Below are 23,380 nucleotides of genomic sequence, written 5' to 3'. Positions count from 1 at the left end.
TAACCTTGTGTTCCTACGAAAAATTTAACGGACTATTGTTGCAAGAGATAAGATATGAATGTCATCCGTCTTATACTCGACTTCCTCTTTTACAGATGGCTTGCAGATAAAACATCTGCAAGGGACATCATTGATAAACAGTAGTATCTCAACTCTCCTCCGAGGAGGAGAGTTGAGATACTACTGTTTATCAATGATTATAAAAGACTTGCGAAACTTGAGTTGCTTGATATTTCTAAAAGAGTTGGTTTCCTTCTTCATCTAATCACCGTTTACTTGCGCAACTCAATAATTAATGTAAATCGGGAAAAGTTTATGTGGATATAGTTTTGTAGATATAGAATATCTCATTTACTCCTATTTATCAAATACTTACAAAACTATTTGTAGATAATAAAACAAAGAATATCCCTCTCTTGTAGTCTGCTTGTAGATAACATTCATTAGCAATTCCTGTTTATGAAGCTTAATTTAGCATTGTGAAAAACCAATAGTATTAACCTTAAAAACTTATTCAAATGAGTAAAAGTAACTACTACAAAGAAAGAGTCATTCAGCTACTTCTCTTCTTTGCTTTTATGCTGCCTATGGGCGCATTGGCACAGAACATTCAGCTGAACGGTACCGTAACCGATGTTTCCGGTGAATCTGTCATCGGAGCCAGTGTATTAGAGAAAGGAACAACAAATGGAGTAATCACTGACATCGACGGTAACTTTACCCTCAGCGTTTCCCCAAAAGCCACTATTATTATCTCTTACGTGGGCTATGCTCCACAAGAAATCGCCCTCAATGGTCGCAAGGAATTGAAAGTGGTGCTGAAAGAAGACACCGAACTACTGGACGAAGTAGTCGTTATCGGTTATGGCACACAAAAGAAATCGGATGTTTCCGGTTCGGTAAGTTCCGTATCGGGCGATAAACTAAACAACATACCTACCGCTAATGCCGAAACTGCCCTGCAGGGTATGGCTCCCGGTTTGATAGTTAACTATGGTAGCGGTGCCGCCGGCTCCACTCCCAGCCTGCAGGTGCGCGGTGTAACCACTTATGGAACAGACAACTCTCCGTTGGTAATTATCGATGGCGTTCCGGGTGATATGAGTTTTCTGAACCCCGAAGACATCAAGTCAATGTCTGTATTGAAAGACGCTGCCACCGCCGCTATTTACGGAGCACGCGCCGCCGCAGGCGTTATCCTGATTGAGACTTACCGTGGTACCAAATCCAAACCCAAAATCACGTTCTCAGCTTATTGGGGAGTGGATCAGATAGCCAAGAAACTGGATGTCTGCAATGCCGAAGAATTTATCCACATGGCAAAGATGGCCCGTACAAACGCCGGTCAAAACCCCAAAAACTGGCCTGCTTACATTGCGGCTTATGAGCAAGACCCCACACAGTTTGGCGACACCGATTGGCAGGACGAATACTACCGCAACGGCTTCACACAGAAATACAATGTGGGGTACACTAGTGGCAGTGAGAATGCCAACGTAGCTTTGTCCGTATTCTATTCAAAAAACGAAGCCATCGTGACCGGCACGGGTGACGAGAAATATGGCTTCCGCTTAAACTCAGACATGAAACGCGGCAAGTTCAAAGTGGGCGAATCAGTAAACTACAGCCGTTGGGAATCGGAAATGGAAGCCAACTCAGGTTTTCCCGGCATATACCAAGTGACCAACATGGAACCTATCGCACGTCTGTATGACGAGAATTGTGACGGCGGATACGGTGGTGCCATCCCCGGCATGAACATGAGCGATGCTGCCAACATGGTAGGTTATAATAACCTGATTGAGAACACCCGCGCCACAGATTACATCAAAGGATCGGGCTATCTGCAATATGAGCCCATCAAGGGACTGGTAATCAAGGCACAAGCAAGCCGTAGCCTCCTTTTCCGCGAAACCCGCGTATTCAAACCTACTTACGAACTGGGTGCCATGAAGTGGAACGAAAGCGCCTCACTATCACAGACCCGCACCAGAAGCGTCAACGACCTGCTGGAACTGACTGCCAACTACAACTTCACCATCAAAGACAGTCACGACTTCGCCTTCCTGCTGGGAGCTTCACAAGAAGAAAGCACTTACGACCTATTGGGTGCATCGGGTTCCGAATTCGAGAACAACGACATGGGCATTCTGGGCCAGGCACGCAAAGACTATGGTGTGCAAGGTGAAAAGACCCGTAGCGGCTTGCGTTCCGTATTTGGCCGTGTGAACTATAGTTGGAAAATGCGCTACATGTTAATGGCCTCGTTCCGCTATGACGGTTCTTCACGTTTTGCCGACGGTAACCAGTGGGGGTTCTTCCCCTCTGTATCAGTAGGCTGGAACATTGCCAACGAACCTTTCTGGGAAGATATGAAAGAAACAGTCAGCTCCTTCAAATTGCGTATGAGCTACGGCGCCCTCGGTAACCAATCGGTACCTCTCTATCTCTACATTCCCAAATTGGACTCCAACGCCGACAACATCAACTACCCCTTCGACGGCAAAGTCGTAAACCAGGGATATGCAGTACGTAGCCTCCCCTCAAGGAACATCAAGTGGGAAACTACCTTCTACAAAAACATCGGTGTGGACATGAGCCTATGGAACAACAAACTGGAATTCTCGATTGAAGGTTACATCAAGGACACCAAGGACATGCTTTCCGAAAAGAACATCAGTCTGTCTACCGGTTACGGTGCACTGACGGTGAACGACGGTGAACTGCGCACCACCGGTATGGAAATGCAACTGATTTACCACGGTAATGCAGGTAAGGACTTCAAGTATGACCTTGACTTCAACCTGAGCCACTTCAAGAGTAAACTGAAATCAATGGCAGACCCCAACTATATGTACGAATATGGTGCTTCACGTACCTACGTGGGTGGTTACTTCGGTGAATTCTGGGCTTACGAAACCGCAGGCATCATCCAAAATGAAGCAGAAGCCAAACTTTGGAAAGAATCACACGGACGCAAGGACAGCAAAGGCAACTGGATTCCCATGCAGCCCAACGCAGAACCCGGTGACCTCCGCTTCGTAGACCAAAACGGTGACGGCATGCTGGACAGCGATGACAAGAAGCTTCTGGGCAACGGCTGCCCCAAGGCCTCTATCGGCTTCAACGTAACACTGAATTACAAGAACTTCGATTTGGTAGCCAACTTCTACGGTGACCTCGGTGTAGACCGTTACAACTATACCAAATATCAATTGGAACGTATGGATACCAAGTTCAACTATGGCAGAAACGCACTGAAAGCATGGACTCCGGAGAACCCCAACACCAACATTCCACGTGCCGTATACGGCGACCCGAACAAGAATGCTCGCACTTCCGACCGTTTCATCGAACGAGGCGACTTCTTCCGCCTGAACAACTTGCAACTGGGCTACAACCTGCCTGCTACAGTTTGTGGTAAGTTGGGCATCAGCAACCTCCGTTTCTATGTAGGTGGTACACGCATCTTTACCATCACCGGTTACAGTGGCTATGACCCCTCTACCAACGGTGGTATTGACCGCATGGGTTACGACTATGCTTCATCACCTCTATGCCGCACTTTCATGGCCGGTATTAAATTCGGATTTTAATTGAACCAAAACTTTAAAAAAGATGATTATGAAATTAAAGAATATATTATTGTGCGCCTCAGTCTTAGGAGGCCTGGCACTCTCTTCATGTACCGGAAATTTCCTGGATGAAGACAGAAACCCCAACTCACTGGACCCCGAAAACTTCTGGAAGAGCGAATCCGACATCCTCAAAGGACTTACCGCAGCCTACGCTGGACTACAGCCTACCATCGAATGGGCGCAACCTTTCGAACGCTACATTGTGATAGACAACTACCGCAGCGACGAGCTGGACTACCGCCCCGACGTGACCGCCTGGATGGAACTGGCCATGTACAACAACGAATCGACCAACTACGTGCCCAACGATGAATGGACCAACCTCTATACCAGCATCAACTATTGCAACCAGTGTCTGGACAACATTCCCAATGTGCCCGACAACGATGACGAAGGCATCAAGCAGACCAAAGCGACCAGTATTGCCGAGGCACGTTTTCTGAGAGCTTTCTACTACTACCGTCTCTTCATCAACTTCGGTGAAAGACTACCAATGTTCGAGCACGAACTCGAAGGTACCGAAGAGGAATTCTATCCTCCTCAGGTAGAAGCCGGCAGACTGAAGACTTTCATCGAGACAGAACTGAGTGAATGTCAAGCCAACCTTCCCGAAAAATGGAATACAAACATGGCCGGACGCGTCACTAAATATACTGCCGCAGCACTCTTAGGCAAATACTATATGTTCATCGGCGAAAAGGCCAAAGCCAAAACAGAATTCTGGAAAGTCATTGACAGTCACAGATATGAACTGATGGAGAACTATGGCGACAACTTCAACGGACTACACGAGAACAATAAGGAATCCATCCTTGAAGTACAGTTCACCGGAAGTCTGGAAGGCGGGCACTACGAATACAATCTCTTTACCTTGCACTTGGGTCCCGACAGTGGCTGTGGCGCATACGAGGAAGCATATCCGTCCAAATGGTTATTCAATACACTGAAGAAAGACCTCACCGAAGATGGGGAATACAGCGACCGATTGTATGAGACTATCATTTTCGACGATCCCAAATCCCGTCCGTTCTATTACGAAGACGGCAAAGGATTCAGTGATTACCACCAAGAAGACAATATCTACTGGCGCAAATATGTGACTTACGACAAGTCATTGGGTGATTACTGGGATTATTCCGGTTTCAACATCCCCCTCATCCGCTATGCGGACATCCTGTTGCTCTATGCCGAGTGTCTGAACGATGAAGGAAACTCTAAAGAAGCCATCAAATACATCAACAAAGTACGTGACCGTGTACACGTAACGCCACTGTCCGACACCCTAAGTAAAGAACAAGTGCTGAAGCACCTGCAGGATGTGGAACGTCCTTGCGAACTGGCCCTCGAAGGCTCACGCTGGTATGATCTCATCCGTTGGGGCATTGTGGAAGACGCACTTAAGAGTCATGAAAAGCCTTTCGCAAGCAATTTCATATCGACCAAGCATATCAGACTCGCTATCCCTCACAAAGAATTCCTGATGAATCCTGATTGGGTGCAAAACGAAGGTTACACAAAATAACCGATAACCCTACAACTCAGTCTCTATCGGAAGCGAAATGCCGGAAACGGGATCCCATCCGATAGAGATTGCTTTTAATAGAACTCTCTGTTTCAAGACTTCATTTCATCATATACTTAATTTACCATGAGACATCCAAATAAAAACATCGCTTTGACTGGCATCGTTGCCTGCATACTGACCTCGTGCGTCAAAGCTCCCACTTCTTCAGAACCGCTTTTATCCAAGCAAGCGGACTTCTGTAATCTTATCAACATAAAGAACACTCCCGCCGGAGCCGTAGACTGGGATGCCTACGTCTTTGCCGACAAAGGTGCTTGGATGGCATACTCACTGCCCGACAACGAAAACCGTCGCCATGCCGGTGCTTTCATGGGACCTATGGTCATGACCGGACGCGGATGGATAGCTGCCGGACTCGCCGAACCTACGCTGTGGGTGAACGGCGAACAGTATAGGATGGTGTACAATGTACAGACCACCCGATACCTCCCCGGCAAACTGATACAGGAATACAACGATGAGAACTTAAACTTCACTACCGAATTGTGCTACCTCACCTCACGTTCCGTAGCCATACGTTCAATCGTGAAGAATATGAGCCAAAAACCGGTAAAGGTCAGCTTCGACTGGAACGGAGGCGTATACGAGCCTACCTCTGTCGTAAGCAGCATAGATAAAGGTCTCTCTTTCATCCGCCCCAAAGATTCCACGAACACGGTAATCCGATTCCTCACAGCAGACAAGATTCAGGCTGTGGGGAGCGATAGCCTGCACGTCACAGAAAAAAGTGAAATGACCCTGGAACCCGGCAAGACTTATCAGTCGGAGATGACCCAAACCCTAACGCTGCGCGGTGAAGACACAGCCAAAGAACTGGCTGCCATAGCAACGCTGAATATAGACAATTGCTTTGAACTAAACGAACAGCAATGGAACGCACAAATCGCTTCGTTGCTGAGCGGAAACAGCAAGTACCTCAAGGACAACAAATACCGCAAGGTACTCGTAAAAGCAATGATGACCCTAAACAGCAACTACCGCACCCCTGCCGGTGACATCCTGCATGGCGGCAGCAACCCGTCGTACAACGGATTCATCAACGGCATCTGGTCGTGGGACTCCTGGAAGATTGCTTCGGGCAACGTACATTTCAACGAGGAGATAGCCAAAAGCGAAATGATTACCCTCTTCGACTATCAAGCCGATAACGGCATGGTACCCGACTTCATCAGCTACAACAAGAAATACAATAACTGGCGCGATGCCAAACCGCCCGTAGCCGCCTGGGGAGCCATGAACGTGTATAAAGCTACCGGCGACAAGAAATTCCTCGAAACAATGTTCGACAAGCTCTATAAGTTCCATCAGTGGTGGTATGCCGAGCGCGACCACAATCACAACGGCATCTGCGAATACGGTTCCACCGACGGCACTCTCATTGCTGCCTGTTGGGAAAGCGGCATGGACAACGGCGTACGCTTTGACGATGCCGTGATGCAGAAAAACAGCGAGAAGGCATGGTCCATGAACCAGGAGAACATCTGCCTGAACTCGTTCCTCTACGTAGACAAGACCATCCTCGCCGAAATGGCAACCCTCTTGAACAAGCCCGAACTGGCGGCACAGCTTAATGCCGAAGCCAAAGTCATTAAGGAATTCGTACAGACAAAGATGTGGGACAAGGAAACCGGATTCTTCTACGACACCCGTATCGATACCGGCGAGCACATCAAAGTGATGGGTGCCGAATGCTGGCTGCCACTCTGGGCAGGCATCGCCACTCCCGAACAGGCCAAACAGGTGATGCAGAAGATGATGGACCCGCAGAAGTTCAACTCCACCCTTCCATTGGGTACCTTGGACATCAGCCATCCTCGCCTGCGTCCCGTGCGCGGCTACTGGCGCGGCCCGGTCTGGGTAGACCAAGTGTACTTCGGTATCACCGGCCTGCGCAACTATGGTTTCGACCGGGAAGCCGACATACTGACTGAGAAGTTCATCAACAACGCCCAAGGACTCACCACCGACGGCCCTATCCACGAGAACTACAACCCGCTGACCGGCGAAGCGCTCAATTCGCCTAACTTCGGCTGGAGTTCGGCATGTATCATCAAGATGCTGCTCGATGAGTAACTCTCACGCAAAACAACTCTCAAAAGTCTGAAAAGACAAACGATTATACATCATTAAAAGCATACGAATATGAATAAGATACATTCAATCTGCACCCTCGCACTGATGCTACCGTTATGCGCATTTGCACAGTACGACGGTACACCCATGAACAAGACGGGCGACACCAAGAAAGCGGAAACCGCCGTAAGAACCGACAAATATCCTCACTCGGACAACGATTGGGAAAACTTTGATGTGTTGCACATCAACCGTCTGCCTTCCGCCGCCACCTTCATGGCCTACACCACCAAAGAGAAAGCAGTGAAGAACGACAAGAGTCAATCGGAATATTTTCAGTCGTTGAACGGTACCTGGAAGTTTCAGTTTGTTCCCCGTTCGGACCAGCGCCCGATGGACTTCTTTGAAAAAGGCCACGATGTAAGCGGATGGGGCAACATCAAAGTGCCCGCCAACTGGGAAATGGAAGGCTATGGCCATCCTTTCTATGTAGGTGCCGGCTACGGCATCAAGCGCAACCCGCCACTCATTGCCGTGGAAAACAGTCCCGTAGGTTCCTACAAACGCACATTCAACGTCCCTGCCAACTGGAAAGGCAAGCAAATCGTCCTCCACTTCGGAGGCGTGGCCTCAGCTTTCTATGTGTGGGTCAACGGTGAAAAGGTGGGTTACTCGCAAGATTCCAAGACCCCCAGTGAGTTCGATATCACCCCCTATGCAGTAACCGGACAGAACGAGATTGCCGTGCAGGTATTCAAGTTCAGCGACGGCTACTACTTAGAGGATCAGGATTACTGGCGCTTTGCAGGTATACAACGTGATGTGTACCTTTATGCCCGTCCCAACATCCACGTGCGCGACTTTGAAGTAGTGACCGACCTCGACAACGAGTATAAGGACGCCGACTTCCACCTCTATGTGGAACTGGACAATGCCCAAAACTCCCAACGTACTCAAACGCCCAAGGTAAAAGGTGCCGAAGTGGAAGTGAGCCTGACGGACAAAGAGGGAAAAGTCATCTACACCGAACGCCAACGCGCCAAAGACAACAAGCTGCACTTCCTGAAACACATCGAAGCGCCCCTACTGTGGAGTGCTGAGAAGCCCAACCTATACCAGATGATGATTACACTGCGTGCCAACGGCCAGACACAGTACATCTGCCGCAACATCGGATTCCGCAAATCGGAAATCAAACATGCACAGTTACTCGTCAACGGGCAACCCGTCTACATCAAGGGCGTAAACCGCCACGAACACGACCCTTACCACGGCCATGTAGTGGACGAAGCCTCCATGATACGCGACCTGGAACTGATGAAACAAAACAACATCAACAGCGTGCGCACCTCCCACTACCCCAACGACCCGCGCTGGTATGAACTGTGCGACATCTACGGCATGTATGTAGTGGACGAGGCCAACATCGAAAGCCACGGCATGGGCTACAAACCCGACCAATGCCTCGCCAACCAACCCGAATGGCAGAAGGCTTTCATCGACCGTACAGAACGTATGTTTGAACGCGACAAGAACCACCCCTGCGTCATTATTTGGTCATTGGGCAACGAAACCGGCTCAGGCTGTAACTTCCAAGCCACCTATGCTTGGATTCATGCCCACGACCGTTCCCAACGCCCCGTACACTCCGAGGACTCTGGCAAAAACCGTCCTTTCACCGACATCTTCTGCCCCATGTACAAGAAGATAGACGTGTTGATAAACCATGCTCTCTATCTGCCCACCATGCCCCTCATCCTCTGCGAATACGCTCATGCTATGGGTAATAGTGTGGGCAATCTGCAAGACTACTGGGACATCATCGAGAAGTACCCTTCTCTACAAGGCGGTCACATCTGGGACTGGGTGGACCAGGGTCTTTACAACAAGACCGACGACGGTAAGTTCTACTGGGCCTACGGCGGCGACCTTGCCCCCGAAGGCACTCCAAGCTCGGCCAACTTCTGCATGAACGGCCTGATTGCCGCAGACCGCACATTGAAGCCCCACATACATGAAGTGAAACGGGTGTACCAGAATATGGCTTTCAGATTGCTCGATTATCACGAAGGATTGGTAGAGCTTAGAAACAAGTTCTTCTTCACCAACCTGAATGACTTTGACTTCACTTGGCGTTTGGAAGGCAACGGCGAAGTATTGGCACAAGGACGCATAGATAATGTAGATTTGCCCGCCCAACAGACAGGCGTATTCCGGACACAGTTCCCCACCATACATTCCACCGAAGGAGTAGAATATTACCTGAATTTCTATGCCAGCCAGAAGCGCGACGAGGGTCTGCTGAAGGCCGGTACACAATTGGCTGCCGAACAAGTGAAGCTTCCCTTCTATAAGGCTGTTACCCCCAAAGCTGCCTCAGGCAACGTGACGGCAAGCGACAGCGAAGCCCTACTTGTCCTCACTGCCGGAAATGTCAGTGTAGGATTCGACAAAGCCACCGGAGCACTCTGCTCGTTCAAGGAAGGCAAGGAAGAGATGATTAAGGAAGCACTGCGTCCCAACTTCTGGCGTCCGGTGACGGACAATGACATGGGCAACGACATGAACAAGACCCTGCGCCCGTGGCGTGAAGCCGGACGTGGCGCCAAACTCACCTCATTGGAGAAAACAGCGCTCGACAAAGATGGCTATGAAGTAGTGTCACACTACCGTCTGCCCGAAGAAGTTGCCGGTTCGGAATTCATTGTCCGCTACCGCTTCTCACCGAGAGGCAGCCTCGATGTGAACTGTACTTTCATTCCTGCCAACGACACTTTACCTTTGATGCCCCGCATGGGTGTGAGCATCACCCTGAACAAGCAATACGACCAAATGGCATGGCTAGGTCGAGGTCCGCACGAGAACTATTGCGACCGCAACGGTTCTTCCTTCGTGGGTCTGTACAAAGGTAGCGTAGCCGAACAGTACTTCGCCTACGACCGTCCACAAGAAAACGGCAACAAGACCGATGTACGTTGGATGAGCCTCACCGATTTGAAAGGCAATGGCCTGATGGTTATCGGTGCACCCACAATCAGCGGCAGTGCCTACCTCTTCCCGACAGAAGATTTGGATGAACCCGGCACACGCAAGTCACAACGCCATATCTCAGACATCCAACCCAAAGATATGGTGACTTGGAACATAGACTTCAAGCAGATGGGTGTGGGTGGAGATACCAGTTGGGGAGCCTACCCGCATCAACCATACCTGATTCCTGCCCGTAAGATGGAATTCTCATTCCGCTTATGCCCTGCACAAGAAAAAGGAGTGAAAGAGAACCAAAGATATTTGGAAATGAAGTAATTTTGCAATTGTCAAACCTCAGAAGCGCCTTCCCCTCTTTAAACAGGAGGCGCTTTTGAGGGTAAGACAGCTTTCCATCTATTCACAAAACCATACAGACAATGTTTACAATCATCGGACTAATGCTCACAGGAATGCTGCTGGGCTACCTCTTACGGAAACGGGACTTAAAGAAGGTCCATCCAATCATCACCCTGCTTATCTGGCTGCTACTGTTTATCCTCGGTATTGAGGTAGGAAGTAACGAAGAGATTATCAGAGGACTCCATACCATCGGATATGAAGCCGTTGTCCTCACCTTGGGAGGGACCTTGGGAAGTGTTATCGCTGCTTGGGCACTCTGGAGAGCCTTGTATAAAAGGAAAGGAGGCAGGGCATGAAAGGAAGTCTTATCATTGTGGGCTTTTTTGTATTGGGTACGATTTGTGGTGTGTGCCATCTGCTGCCTTTTGATATTGCAGAAACCAATATCAGCTACTACGCGCTTTGCGCGCTGATGTTCAGTGTAGGGTTGAGCGTAGGCAACGACCCGCAGACCCTGAAGAACTTCCGTTCACTCAATCCGCGACTGGTATTCCTGCCCATCATGACGATACTGGGAACACTGGCAGGTTCGGCAGCCGTCAGTCTGATTCTGACACACCGTTCTATAACGGACTGTCTGGCCGTAGGCTCGGGATTCGGCTATTACTCGCTCTCCAGTATCTTCATTACCGAATACAAGGGAGCCGAGCTGGGCACCATCGCCCTGCTTGCCAATATCAGCCGGGAGATTCTGACACTGCTGGCCGCCCCGTTGCTGGTACGATGGTTCGGAAACCTTGCCCCCATCTCTGCCGGAGGAGCCACGACGATGGACACCACACTGCCGATCATCACACGGACAGCCGGACAGCAGTTTGTCGTAGTTTCCATCTTCCACGGGTTTGTGGTCGATTTCAGCGTTCCGTTCCTGGTGACATTGTTCTGCTCGATATAGGGCTTTTACCCTCTTTTGACAGACACCGGTCTCTGACAAGAGCCATTTTTATATCACTAAATCCTATTAATAATGAAAACCAAACTTTATACCTTTCTCCTTTCTTCGCTGCTTTGCACCGGTGCCCTGGCCGACAACGAGCCGTGGCAGAACCCGCAAGTCAACGAAATGAACAGAGAACCGATGCACGCCCACTTCACTCCGTTTACGAATGAAGCCAACGCATTGAAACAACGTGCCTTGCCCGCCGACGTACGGTTCGACGTTAATCCTGCAACGGAACGCCGTATCACTCTGGACGGCACCTGGAAATTTCTTTTTTCAAAGAACAATGACCTCTGCCCCAAAGACTTTCACAAGCCCGGATTCAGTACCCGCAAGTGGGGTAAAATTGAAGTTCCGGGAAGCTGGGAACTGCAAGGCTTCGATGCACCTATCTATACAGATACCCGTTATCCGTTCCCGCCCAATCCGCCCTACGTGCCTACCGACTACAATCCCGTAGGTGCTTATATCCGCGAGTTCACCATCCCGGCAGGTTGGGAAGGCATGGACGTTTTCCTCGATTTCGAAGGAGTGGAGTCTGCCTACTATGTATGGGTAAACGGCGAATTGGCGGGTTATGCCGAGGACAGCCGCCTGCCGTCGCACTTCAACATCACCAAGCTGCTGAAGAAGGGCAACAACAGACTGGCTGTAAAAGTATTCCGTTATAGCGACGGTTCCTACTTGGAAGGCCAGGACTACTGGAAATACAGCGGCATCGAACGGAGTGTTTATCTCTACGCCCGCCCCCAGAGCCGCGTCAAGGACTTCCGGATGACAGCGGAACTGATAAACAACTACAAGGATGGCGAACTAAAGCTGGACGTATTCCTCCATCGGCCTAAAGCCGGAGAAACGGTGGAAGTCAAGGTAATGGACAAGGACAAGGTTATCTATGACCGGAAAAAGTCCATAACCTCTGCCACAGACACTTTGTTTACCCAGCAGCAAGTGTTCCCGAATGCACGAGCCTGGAATGCCGAAACACCGAACACCTACACGCTGGTAGTCAGCACCTTTGATGCACAAGGGAAACCTCTGGAATCCTTTACGCACCTTTTCGGCTTCCGTACCGTGGAAATGATGAACGGCATGCAGATGATTAACGGCCGGGCCGTCCTCTTCAAGGGAGTGAACCGCCACGAGCACGAAGCCGTCAAAGGGCGCACCGTCAGCGTAGCTTCCATGATACACGACATCCAACTGATGAAGCAGTTCAACCTGAACGGCGTGCGCAACTGCCACTACCCGAACAACCATGCATGGTACGAACTTTGCACGGAGTTCGGCCTCTATATGGTAGACGAAGCCAACATCGAAAGCCACGGCATGATGTTCCACAAAGATGAGACCCTTGCCAACTACCCCGACTGGGAGGTGCCTTTCATGCAGCGGATGAGCCGTATGATTGCGCGCGACCGTAACTACTCCGCCATCGTGACTTGGTCCATGGGCAACGAGTCGGGCTACGGCAAGCACTTCGAAACTCTGTATGACTATACCAAGAAGATAGACCCCACCCGTCCCGTACAATACGAAGGGGGTGGTTACAACTCTAAGAGCGACATCTATTGCCCCATGTACGCACGCATCTGGAGGTTGCGCCAACACGTGAACCAGCGTGATGCCCGCCCCATGATTCTCTGCGAATATGCCCATGCCATGGGTAACAGCGTAGGAAACTTCCAGGACTACTGGGACTTGATTTATAAGTACGACCAGCTGCAAGGCGGTTTCATTTGGGACTGGGTAGACCAGACGTTTGCCATCAAGGACGAGAACCAGCGCGACATCTGGGCTTTTGGCGGCGACATGGGATTTGTAGGTGTCGTCAACGACTCCAACTTCTGTGCCAACGGCCTGGTTGCTGCCGACCGCACCCCGCACCCGCACATTTACGAAGTGAAGAAGGTATTGCAATACATCCACTTCGAACCGCTTGCCTTCACCCCGAACAAGATAAAGGTCACCAACTGGCACGATTTCATCGGATTGGAAGGATATACCCTCCGCTGGGCAGTGGAATGCGACGGCAAGACCGTTCAGAACGGTGAGATGGATTTCCCCAAGATTGCTCCCAGAAACTCTGCCAACATAGAATTGCCACTGAAAGCGCTGCCTGCCGACGGCAAGGAGTATTTCCTCACACTGCGTGCATTCACCAAGCACGAAGCGCCATTAGTACCGAAAGGACACGAGGTTGCCATCGAACAATGGGAATTGCCTTCTGCACCGTCAGCCAAAACCGTTCAGCCGGTGGAAGGAACGCTGACCGTAGACCGCAACAACGAAACACTGACCGTGAAAGGCAACAACTTCCAGGTAGCTTTCTCTACCCGAAACGGTGAAATGACAGAGTTGAACTACACCGGAAAGAATCTGATTAAAGAAGGGCTACAACCCAACTTCTGGCGCCCGTTGACCGATAATGATATTCCAAATGGGCACCTGATACGCTGCGGCACCTGGAGAAACGCCGGACGCGATGCCAAACTGCAGAACATCGAAGTTGCAGAAGCCGGACAAACGGCTACTGTCACTGCGACCTACCGCATGGAAGAACAAGATGCTGATTTGCAGACTCTCTACAAAATCACTCCCGACGGCAAGGTTCAGGTAACCATGCACTTCACCCCCGGCAAGAAGCCATTGAGCGAGATGCCTCGTCTGGGCATGCGCATGATACTCCCTGCCGAATATGAAATGATGACCTGGCTGGGCCGTGGTCCGCAAGAGACGTACGCCGACCGCAAGACGGGAGCATTGATAGGCCTCTACAACGCCACGGTGTGGGAACAATTCCATCCGTATGTACGTGCCCAAGAGACGGCCAATCATTGTGACGTACGCTGGGTGGCCCTGCGCAATGCTGCCGGTGAAGGTCTGCTGGTAGTGGGCGAGGAACCGTTGAGCGTAAGCGCCTGGAACTTCCCGATGGAGGACATTGAATACCGTCCCTCACAGATGGAGCGCCGCCACGGTGGAAGCATCCAGAAGAAAGATATGATATGGCTCAACATCGACCACAAGCAGATGGGCGTAGGCGGTGACAATACCTGGGGAGCACAAGTTCATCCCGAGTACACCATCACTCCGCACGAATGGAAATACAGCTTCACGCTCGCCCCTCTCGCACCGGAGGATGATGCGGCGGAACAAGCGCACAAATAACCGTTAAATACCTCATTCATATGAAATACAAATTTATACGCATACTCTGCTTCACATTGTTGGCTGCAGGCATCGCAGCCTGCACCCCCGGCATGAAAAGCACTACGGAGAAACGGTATGCCTTCGCCGACATACTGGACATCTCCTACACTCCCGACACTCTGCACCGCTGCTACGGTTGGTTCACCGACGCCGGCTCGTGGATGGGCTTCACGCTGCCCGAACGGCAACAATGGGTCAACGGCTTCTGCGGCCCCTTCAGCCTCGATATGTTCCGCCGCCAGTGGATGGCACAGTCAGCCGCCGTCGTAGGCTTTGCCAAAGATACACAAAACATTTTTGTTCCGGATTCCACTTGCTATTACCCCGGCGAGCTCTATATGTCGGCACATTCCACCCACGGGAGCATCACGCAACGGCTCAACTTCACAAGTGCCTCGACCGCCTTGCTGCGCATCGAAGCCGACACGGCTGAAGACCTGCTGCTCTCCGGTAGCCAATGGGGCAAAGACATCACCGTCAGCGTAGAACAGAACTCCGTCATCGCCCGTCATCCCAGTGGCGAAACCGTAACCGTGACCTTCACTCCTAATGTAGAGCTGGCCAAGACCGACAATAACTATACAGCCCTCGTCCGCTCTCCGCGCTACCCTGTCAACGTAGCCATCTCTTTCTTCACTTCCGAAAAAGAGATGACTGCCAACCTGCAAAACCTGCCGAGCCTGCTCAACAATCCCGCCCCCGCCCTGCAAGCCAATGCCGAACGTTGGGAAGGTTACCTCACCAAGATACTGCGCAAGGACATGAAGCCCGAATATGACCGTATCGCCGTGAAAGCCGTCACCACGCTCATCTCCAATTGGCGGACACACCGCGGTGGATTGCTTCACGAAGGTATCATCCCGAGCCATGCCGTAGGCTATTTCGTCGGCTTTTGGGCATGGGATAGCTGGCGCTTCAGTGCCGGAACCGCCAAATTCGACCCCGAACTGGCCAAGAACAACATCCGAGCCATGTTCGACTACCAGCAACCGGACGGCATGATTATCGACTGTATCTACACTGACCCCTCCGAGAACAATGCCCGTGACAGCAAACCTCCCTTGGTATGCTGGGCTGTCGATGAAATATTTATCCATACGGGTGACACCGCCTTCGTTGCCGAGATGTATCCGCAACTGCTCTCCTATTATAAATGGTGGTACGAGAAGCGCGACCACAACCGCAATGGCATGTGCGAATACGGTGCTACCGACGGAACACTGGAAGCTGCCGCCTGGGAAAGCGGCATGGACAACGCCATCCGTTTTGACGGCGCCGTGATGCTGAAAAACGAAGGCTACGAGGATGCCTGGAGTATGGATCAGGAGAGTGTGGACTTGAACGCTTATCTGGCACTGGAATGCAAACTGCTGAAGAAATTCTCCAGCCTGCTGAAGATACCTTTCGACGCACCGGACTACAGTAGTCAGGTAGCCGACTATTTCTTTGACAAGAACATCAACTTCTTCTGCGATCGCCGCCTGAAGGACGGTTCATTCATCGAAGAGCCGGGCTGCGAAGCCTACACTCCGTTGTGGACCCGGATTGCCACACAAGCGCAAGTGGACAGCATGCTGCCCATGCTTCAAGATACGGCAAAGTTCTCCACGTATATCCCCTTCCCGACCATTGCCGCCGACAATCCCAAATACAATCCGCGCGGCTACTGGCGTGGCCCCATCTGGCTGGACCAGACCTACTTTGCCATCCGTGGACTGCGCAACTACGGCTACAACCAGCTGGCAGATGAATATACGCTGCAAGTCTTCGACCGCCTGAGTGGGCTGAAAGAGGGTGCTCCCATCCACGAGAACTACGGAACCCATACCGGCGAACGCCTGAAAGCTCCCCATTTCAGCTGGAGCTCCTCACATCTGTTGATGATGTACGACGATTACGGTAAGTAAACCGGGATTCCATATATGTCATAACTCACCACAGATTACACAGATTCACACAGATAAATATGTCAGATATCAATAAACTAAAAAAATCTGCGTGAATCTGTGTAATCTGTGGCGAGTTATGACACTTTCATGAAGAACAAAAGCGATATGATTATTATCGGTAAACCTGCACCGGAAGCTCTCCACGCAAAGCTCCCAGCGCATTCATTACCAATGCTTCCAATTCGTCTTCTCCGGGATAGACGTGGACGGGAGCAAGGAAAGACACGCGCTCCTGCAACCGCGAAGTGATGTACTCGGAATGTGCCATACCTCCCGTAAGCAGAATGGCGTCCACCTTGCCATAAAGCACAACAGCAGCACCGCCTATCTCCTTGGCAATGCGGTAAATCATGGCATCAAGCACCAAAGCGGCATGGGTGTCTCCCTCAGCGATGCGCCTCTCTATGGCGGGAATGTCGGTAGTACCCAAATGGGCGGCAAGTCCCGCCTTGCCGGAAATACGTTTCTTCAGTTCTTCGGTAGTGTAACGCCCCGAGTGACAAAGGTCTATCAGCTGCCCGGCGGGCAGGGTACCTGCACGTTCGGGCGAAAAAGGACCGAAACCGTCGAGGGCATTAGGCACGTCCACCGCACGGCCGTGGCGGTGGACTCCTACGGAAACGCCTCCACCCAAGTGACAGACAATCAGATTGAGGTCTTCGTAATGCACGGGAGCTTCGGGCTGCAGGGCACTACGCTCGGCAGCATAGCGCCGGGCGATGGCTCGCTGGTTCAAGGCGTGCCAGATGGTGATGCTGGGCATCAGAGGCGAACCGGTGATGCGTGCCACATCGTCCAGTTCGTCCACCACGCCGGGATCGGCTATGAAAGAGGGGCAGCCGGGCAGCATGGCGGCAAGTTCGTGGGCTATCAGACAACCTAAGTTGCAGGCGTGGGTACGCATGGCGTGGAGCATATCGTCCAACATGGCATCGTTCACGGCATACACACCGCCAGGAATGGGTTTCAACAATCCCCCACGGCCGACGATGGCATCGAACTTAAAGGGAATGTCATTGGCCTCCAGCGCTTCCAGCACCAAGTGCTTGCGGAATTCGAACTGGTCGATGATGCGGGGAAATTGGGAAAGCTCCTCCACCGAATGCCGGATGTTGAGTACCAGACGGGGAGTTTCATCCTCATAGACAGCAATTTTTGTCGAGGTGGAACCGGGATTTACTGCCAGTATTTTCATTGATTACGATTTACAAATTACGAACTACAAATTACTAATTACAATCAAGGTTCTTTCACCCCGCTGGTCAGGCAAGCCATGGCAATGCTGTAATATTTGGACAAACCGGAATCGCTACGCGACGGTAATACCACCGGACATGAGGGTCCTTGCAGCAACCCGGCCATATCGGCATGAGAAAACAGAGATACAGCCTTATAAAAAGCATTGCCCGATTCGATGTTTGGGAATATCAACACATCCGCCTCCCCGTCAATCGGTGATACAATGCCTTTGATGTTGCCGCTCGTCTTCTCACAAGAGGTCTTCACATCCAGCGGGCCGTCGATGATGACATTGCCGAACTCTCCGGCTTCCGCCAGTTCCACAATATTCACATAGTCCAATGAATGGGGGAATTTGGCGCTGACCTTCTCTGTGCAATGAATCAGCGCGATACGTGGCTGCTCTATCCCGAAATGGTGGCAAGTATGGATGGCATACCAAATCATTTCAATGCGCTGTTGCAGCGTCGGGCGGGGAATGACCGCAGCATCGGAGAAAAAGAGCAGTTTATCGTAAGTAGGTATCTGCATCACGGCCAGATGGGTCAGAATCTTTCCTTTAGGCAACAAACCATGTTCCTTGTCCAGAATGGCACGTAGCAAATTGTCGGTATTGATGATGCCTTTCATCAGGATGTCCGCTCCACCCTCGCGTACGATACGCACCGCCTCACGTGCAGCCTCATCGGAATCTTCTATATGCAAGGTACTGACATATTGAGGATATTTCTTCAAGGTGGGATATTTTTCCAATATGGCAGAATCGCCAATCATCAAGAATTCCGCAATCCCTTCCTCCAAGGCACGGGATATGGCATATTCTGTATTAGGGTCATTGGCACAAACTACCGCAATACGTTTCCTCTTATTCAAGGTTTTCAGGTGGGCTGTTAACTGGGCAAAGTTCCGTATCGGTTCCATAACGTTAGATTTTTAGCAAATATCTAAAAAAATGTCGAGAAATACAGCATTTGCCCCGTTGAAATTTTACATGTTTAATATCATTTTGATATGTTCACCACAGATTACACAGATTGACACGGATTTGAACAGAATTTGAGTTACTCTGTTGATTATATATCATATATAACCTCCCCCTCTTCTGTTAAAAATCCGTGTTAATCTGTGATATCTGTGGTGAATTGTGTACTTTTGCCCAAAATAGATTGATAATATAATATGGGTAGTCTTATTTTCCCTCCGTATCTGCAGGAAGGTGATCGTGTCATTGTTCTCTCCCCTTCCAGCAAGATTGACAAATCTTTCCTGAAAGGCGCCTACAAACGTTTGAAGTCCTGGGGGCTGGAAGTCGTATTCGCAAAGCATGCGGGGAATTCCAACGGAACGTATGCAGGAAGTATCCGGCAACGCCTCGAAGACCTGCAGGAAGCCATGGACGATGAAGAAGCCAAAGTCATATTCTGTAGCCGGGGCGGTTACGGAGCCGTGCATCTGATAGGCAAACTGGATTTTACCAAGTTCAGGCAGCATCCCAAATGGCTCATCGGATTCAGTGACATCACCGCCCTCCATAATCTGTTCCAGCAGAATGGCTTCGCGTCGTTACACGCCCCCATGGCGCGCCATCTCACAGTAGAACCGGAAGACGACTTCTGCACACAAGCACTAAAGGATGTACTGTTCGGGCAGGCATTGGGAGGAACGGAAGCATTCAGTTATGTCTGCCCGGGGCACAAACTAAATCATAAAGGAAAGGGAAAAGGCGTGTTGCGCGGTGGCAATTTGTCAGTGTTCTACGGGCTGCGCGGCACTCCGTACGACATTCCCGCCGAAGGCACCATTCTCTTCATCGAAGATGTGGGAGAACGCCCGCATGCGGTGGAACGCATGATGTACAATCTCAAACTGGGCGGTGTCCTCGACAAGCTTTCCGGCCTCATCATCGGACAATTCACCGAATACGAGGAGAACAAGTCCCTGGGAAAAGACCTATATGGTGCATTGGCCGATTTGGTGAAGGAATACGATTATCCGATATGTTTCGATTTTCCCGTCGGACATGTCAGCATGAACGTACCGTTGATAAACGGTGCTGCGGTAACATTGGAAGTTGGAAAGAAAGAAGTGAAACTAAGTTTTAATACAGAAAGAGAATGAAACGGAATTATACATTCATCCCGTTGCTGCTGTTGCTGATTGTAGCGATAGTGGCATGCAGCAACAACAGCAGCAAGTCTGCAGCCGATAATAACAGTGAGGGCGATGCGACCCAAGCGACTGTCCAAGTGCCTCAGTTCAGTGCAGACAGTGCATACCAATACATACAGACCCAAGCGGATTTTGGTCCGCGCGTGCCCAACACCGCCGCCCACAAAGCCTGCGGAGAATTCCTTGCCAAGAAACTGGAGGAATTCGGCGCCAAAGTATACAACCAGTATGCCGACCTGGTGGCTTACGACAACACCATCCTGAAGGCGCGCAATGTTATCGGCGCCTATAATCCGGAAAGCAAAAGGCGTGTACTGCTCTGTGCCCATTGGGACAGCCGCCCTTATGCCGACCAGGATGCCGACAAGACGAAGCATCACAACCCCATCCTGGGTGTGAACGATGGAGCCAGCGGTGTAGGCGTATTGCTCGAAGTGGCCCGCCAACTGCAACAGCAGGCTCCAGCCATCGGCATCGACATCATCTTCTTTGACGCTGAAGACTATGGCATCCCCTACTTCTATCAAGGTGCATACAAGAACGACACTTGGTGCCTGGGCTCGCAATATTGGGGACGAGTACCCCATGTAGACGGCTATAATGCCCGCTACGGCATCCTGCTCGACATGGTAGGTGGAAAGAACGCCACCTTCTACAAGGAACAGTTCTCTCAAAGAACCGCCGGTAAGTACGTGAACAAGATATGGAACACAGCCCACCGCCTGGGCTTCGGCAACTTCTTCCCCAAAGAAAAAGGCACCGAAGTGACAGACGACCATATGTATGTATACAACCTGCGGCAGATTCCCTGCGTAGACATCATCAACTATGACCCGAACTGCGACACCGGCTTCGGTGACTTCTGGCACACGATAGACGACACCATGGACATCATCGACAAGGGCACTCTCAACGCAGTGGGACAGACCTTGCTCGAAGTCATCTACAATGAGAAATAGACAATCAAATAGTAAATCGTAAATAGTAAAATAGTAAATTCAATGATAAGTATCAACGAAGTACAAGATGAAGTAATTGCCGAATTCAATGATTTCGACGATTGGATGGACCGGTACCAACTTCTTATTGATTTAGGAAACGAGCAGGAACCGCTCGACGAAAAATACAAGACGGAACAAAACCTGATTGAAGGTTGCCAGAGCCGCGTATGGCTGCAGGCAGACGAAGTGGACGGAAAAATTATTTTCCAGGCCGAAAGCGACGCACTGATTGTGAAAGGAATCATTTCACTGCTTATCAAAGTACTCTCCGGGCACACACCGGATGAGATACTGAACGCCGACCTCTATTTCATTGATAAAATAGGACTGAAGGAACACTTGTCGCCCACCCGTAGCAACGGACTGCTGTCTATGGTAAAGCAGATGCGAATGTATGCGCTGGCCTTCAAAGCAAAAGGCATCTAAAGGTTACGACCGACAATATATAAGCTAATAATCAGCAGATTATATTTACCGGATGTTTACCCTATAATGTAAAAGCCGTTACTCCAGAATGTAACGGCTTTTACATTATGAAGTAACGACGTTTACCATAGTATGTAAAGGCGTTTACTGTAGTATGTAAAGGTGTTTACTATAGTACGTAAACGGAGTTTCTTAAGGCGGTAAGCATTTCAACCTCTACTTGCGCCTTCTTCTCCCTATTTATCCCTCCTTAAACTCCAGTATATCCCCCGGCTGGCAATCAAGTTCCTTACAGATTGCTTCCAGTGTAGAGAAACGGATGGCCTTAGCCTTTCCGGTTTTGAGAATAGAGAGATTGGCAGGCGTAATATCAATCTTCTCCGCCAGTTCGCCCAAAGATATCTTTCTTCGGGCCATCATTATGTCAAGGTTTACTATAATCATATAATTGTGTTCTATTTATCAATTATTCTTTTCCCACTCACACCTAAATAGTTAAGTCCTGTTCTTCCTTTATCTTCACCCCGGCGGCAAATATCTCGGTGAAAAGAATTATAATAACCAGGGATGTGAAATCCGTATCATGCGATGCAACCACTTCATAGCCCAGCAGAGCCACTTGCTTCACTGCTTCAAGATGATTCAGCCAATCGTGCAAAGTCATCAAGCCGTACAATGCAGCAAACGAATAAGTAAAGAAACGCAACCGGGCTACATTATCCGAAGTAAACACTTCCCGCTTTGAGATGGATACCAGCAAACGTATCAGGCAATAGATTCCTACAAAGAAAGGAATGATGGCAAACATGGCAAAGAAGTTCACTATGGAACTCCAGACAGTGGGGACAATCACAGTGCCTATTCTCTTTACCTGATAAGGTACTGACTTATCGGCAAAACGATTCGTCAAGGAATCGACTGCTGTCGTTTCCAAAGGTCTTACATCCACATATACCTTATCAAATAAACCGGAATACTCCGGCTGTGGAGTTCCCGAATGCACATTTACACTATTGTAACCCTCAAGAAAACTATTCTTCATATCCACCCAGCCCGCTATCATCGCATAGGTAAACTCTGCAACAATGACCAATATAGCCAGGATACCCAATATACTTATCTTTTTCATAATCCTCCCCCCACATTAAACCGTTAAATCCTGCTCTTCCTTTATCTTCACGCCGATGGCGAATATCTCGGTGAACAATGCCAACAGCATATAATTGAACCAAGCATACTTGAAAGAATAAGGCAACACCTCGTATCCCTCCAGCCGCACTTGAGAAGCCAAGTCATGATAGATGCCCCATTGCTGCAACTCGAATAAAAGACTCACCGAAATCAGCGCATAGACAAAGATGCGCATCCGACGCACATTCTTGTGCACAAACACCTCGCCTTTCGTGGCAGTAAGCACCAGCCGCGCCACACTATAGAACCCGTAAAGCGCAAACAGTCCCGCAGGAAACAGCAAGAACGATACCCACCGCCACTTCGTACTACGGAAACCTTGCACCGATACCTCACTTGTATTGCAATACATGGGCGTATCCTGTGCCGCACTAATCAAAGTATCAGCAGGCAGCGTATCATCTGCCCGCACCAAAAGTGACACAGAGGGTAAGGCATGAAAATCCTTCTGGTCGCCCGCCTCATTCCAGCCGTCCATAAATCCACTAAACATATCCGTTACAACACTACCAATAAACACTACCAAAGCCAGGAAGGCACATACTCTGATTTTATTCATATCTCTG

General features: G+C 50.1%; 16 protein-coding genes. 11 read left to right on the top strand and 5 right to left on the bottom strand.

Annotated elements, in window-relative coordinates; translation table 11 throughout:
• Positions 1 to 518 precede the first annotated feature (518 nt).
• From DW800_RS18655 to DW800_RS18620, 8 genes are all read left to right on the top strand, one after another.
• Positions 519 to 3,596 (top strand): SusC/RagA family TonB-linked outer membrane protein, encoded by a 3,078-nt coding sequence (locus tag DW800_RS18655; protein WP_119958260.1) that lies wholly within the window; start codon positions 519 to 521, stop codon positions 3,594 to 3,596.
• Positions 3,597 to 3,624: 28 nt separating this feature from the next.
• Positions 3,625 to 5,160: a RagB/SusD family nutrient uptake outer membrane protein gene (locus DW800_RS18650; protein ID WP_005834532.1), complete on the top strand. Its 1,536-nt coding sequence runs from the start codon at positions 3,625 to 3,627 to the stop codon at positions 5,158 to 5,160.
• A gap of 126 nt (positions 5,161 to 5,286) precedes the next feature.
• On the top strand, positions 5,287 to 7,296 hold the full coding sequence (locus DW800_RS18645) for an MGH1-like glycoside hydrolase domain-containing protein (protein WP_044467897.1): 2,010 nt from the start codon (positions 5,287 to 5,289) through the stop codon (positions 7,294 to 7,296).
• Positions 7,297 to 7,365: 69 nt separating this feature from the next.
• Positions 7,366 to 10,602 carry a glycoside hydrolase family 2 TIM barrel-domain containing protein gene (locus DW800_RS18640; protein ID WP_118264274.1) on the top strand — a complete coding sequence of 1,079 codons (3,237 nt, stop codon included), beginning with the start codon at positions 7,366 to 7,368 and terminating at the stop codon, positions 10,600 to 10,602.
• A gap of 101 nt (positions 10,603 to 10,703) precedes the next feature.
• Positions 10,704 to 10,982: a LysO family transporter gene (locus tag DW800_RS18635; RefSeq protein WP_016272434.1), complete on the top strand. Its 279-nt coding sequence runs from the start codon at positions 10,704 to 10,706 to the stop codon at positions 10,980 to 10,982.
• Positions 10,979 to 11,581: a lysine exporter LysO family protein gene (locus DW800_RS18630; RefSeq protein WP_005830487.1), complete on the top strand. Its 603-nt coding sequence runs from the start codon at positions 10,979 to 10,981 to the stop codon at positions 11,579 to 11,581. The genes DW800_RS18635 and DW800_RS18630 overlap by 4 nt, the downstream gene beginning before the upstream one ends.
• Positions 11,582 to 11,653: 72 nt before the next feature.
• Positions 11,654 to 14,797, top strand: coding sequence for a glycoside hydrolase family 2 TIM barrel-domain containing protein (locus DW800_RS18625; RefSeq protein WP_117704099.1), 3,144 nt, complete (start codon positions 11,654 to 11,656; stop codon positions 14,795 to 14,797).
• A 20-nt stretch (positions 14,798 to 14,817) separates the two neighbouring features.
• Positions 14,818 to 16,746: an MGH1-like glycoside hydrolase domain-containing protein gene (locus DW800_RS18620; RefSeq protein WP_117704100.1), complete on the top strand. Its 1,929-nt coding sequence runs from the start codon at positions 14,818 to 14,820 to the stop codon at positions 16,744 to 16,746.
• Between the two features lie 154 nt (positions 16,747 to 16,900).
• Here DW800_RS18620 and buk read toward each other — a convergent pair whose 3' ends face one another.
• Positions 16,901 to 17,983, bottom strand: coding sequence for a butyrate kinase (buk, locus tag DW800_RS18615; RefSeq protein ID WP_005830498.1), 1,083 nt, complete (start codon positions 17,981 to 17,983; stop codon positions 16,901 to 16,903).
• A gap of 44 nt (positions 17,984 to 18,027) precedes the next feature.
• A complete protein-coding gene (locus DW800_RS18610; protein WP_117704101.1) occupies positions 18,028 to 18,948 on the bottom strand; it encodes a phosphate acyltransferase in 921 nt (306 codons plus the stop codon).
• 258 nt (positions 18,949 to 19,206) lie between these two features.
• On the opposite strand from DW800_RS18610, the gene DW800_RS18605 reads away from it, so the two are divergent.
• The 3 genes from DW800_RS18605 to DW800_RS18595 are packed head-to-tail and all read left to right on the top strand — an operon-like array spanning position 19,207 to position 21,623.
• Entirely contained in the window at positions 19,207 to 20,145 is a 939-nt protein-coding gene (locus DW800_RS18605) for an LD-carboxypeptidase (protein WP_117704102.1), read from the top strand.
• Positions 20,142 to 21,155: a M20 family metallopeptidase gene (locus DW800_RS18600; protein WP_117704103.1), complete on the top strand. Its 1,014-nt coding sequence runs from the start codon at positions 20,142 to 20,144 to the stop codon at positions 21,153 to 21,155. Before DW800_RS18605 ends, DW800_RS18600 begins: the two co-directional genes overlap by 4 nt.
• 45 nt (positions 21,156 to 21,200) lie before the next feature.
• Positions 21,201 to 21,623, top strand: a complete 423-nt coding sequence (locus DW800_RS18595; RefSeq protein ID WP_034523308.1) for a SufE family protein — start codon at positions 21,201 to 21,203, stop codon at positions 21,621 to 21,623.
• Positions 21,624 to 21,863: 240 nt separating this feature from the next.
• On the opposite strand, the gene DW800_RS18590 is transcribed toward DW800_RS18595, so the two are convergent.
• From DW800_RS18590 to DW800_RS18580, 3 genes are read right to left on the bottom strand one after another with little or no spacing between them, the layout of a single operon-like run.
• The gene (locus tag DW800_RS18590) at positions 21,864 to 22,067 is read right to left on the bottom strand and encodes a helix-turn-helix domain-containing protein (protein WP_005830522.1); all 204 of its coding nucleotides are present in this window, start codon (positions 22,065 to 22,067) and stop codon (positions 21,864 to 21,866) included.
• Positions 22,068 to 22,110: 43 nt separating this feature from the next.
• Positions 22,111 to 22,752 (bottom strand): DUF2975 domain-containing protein, encoded by a 642-nt coding sequence (locus tag DW800_RS18585; protein WP_005830526.1) that lies wholly within the window; start codon positions 22,750 to 22,752, stop codon positions 22,111 to 22,113.
• Between the two features lie 15 nt (positions 22,753 to 22,767).
• Entirely contained in the window at positions 22,768 to 23,373 is a 606-nt protein-coding gene (locus DW800_RS18580; protein ID WP_005830530.1) for a DUF2975 domain-containing protein, read from the bottom strand.
• Between the last annotated feature and the right edge of the window lie 7 nt (positions 23,374 to 23,380).

Origin of the sequence: Bacteroides sp. AM32-11AC (genome assembly GCF_003603515.1) — a bacterium.
Classification (GTDB): Bacteria; Bacteroidota; Bacteroidia; order Bacteroidales; family Bacteroidaceae; genus Bacteroides; species Bacteroides uniformis.
The sequence above is the reverse complement of the archived record's forward strand: the minus strand, read 5'-3'. Positions and strand labels throughout refer to the sequence as shown.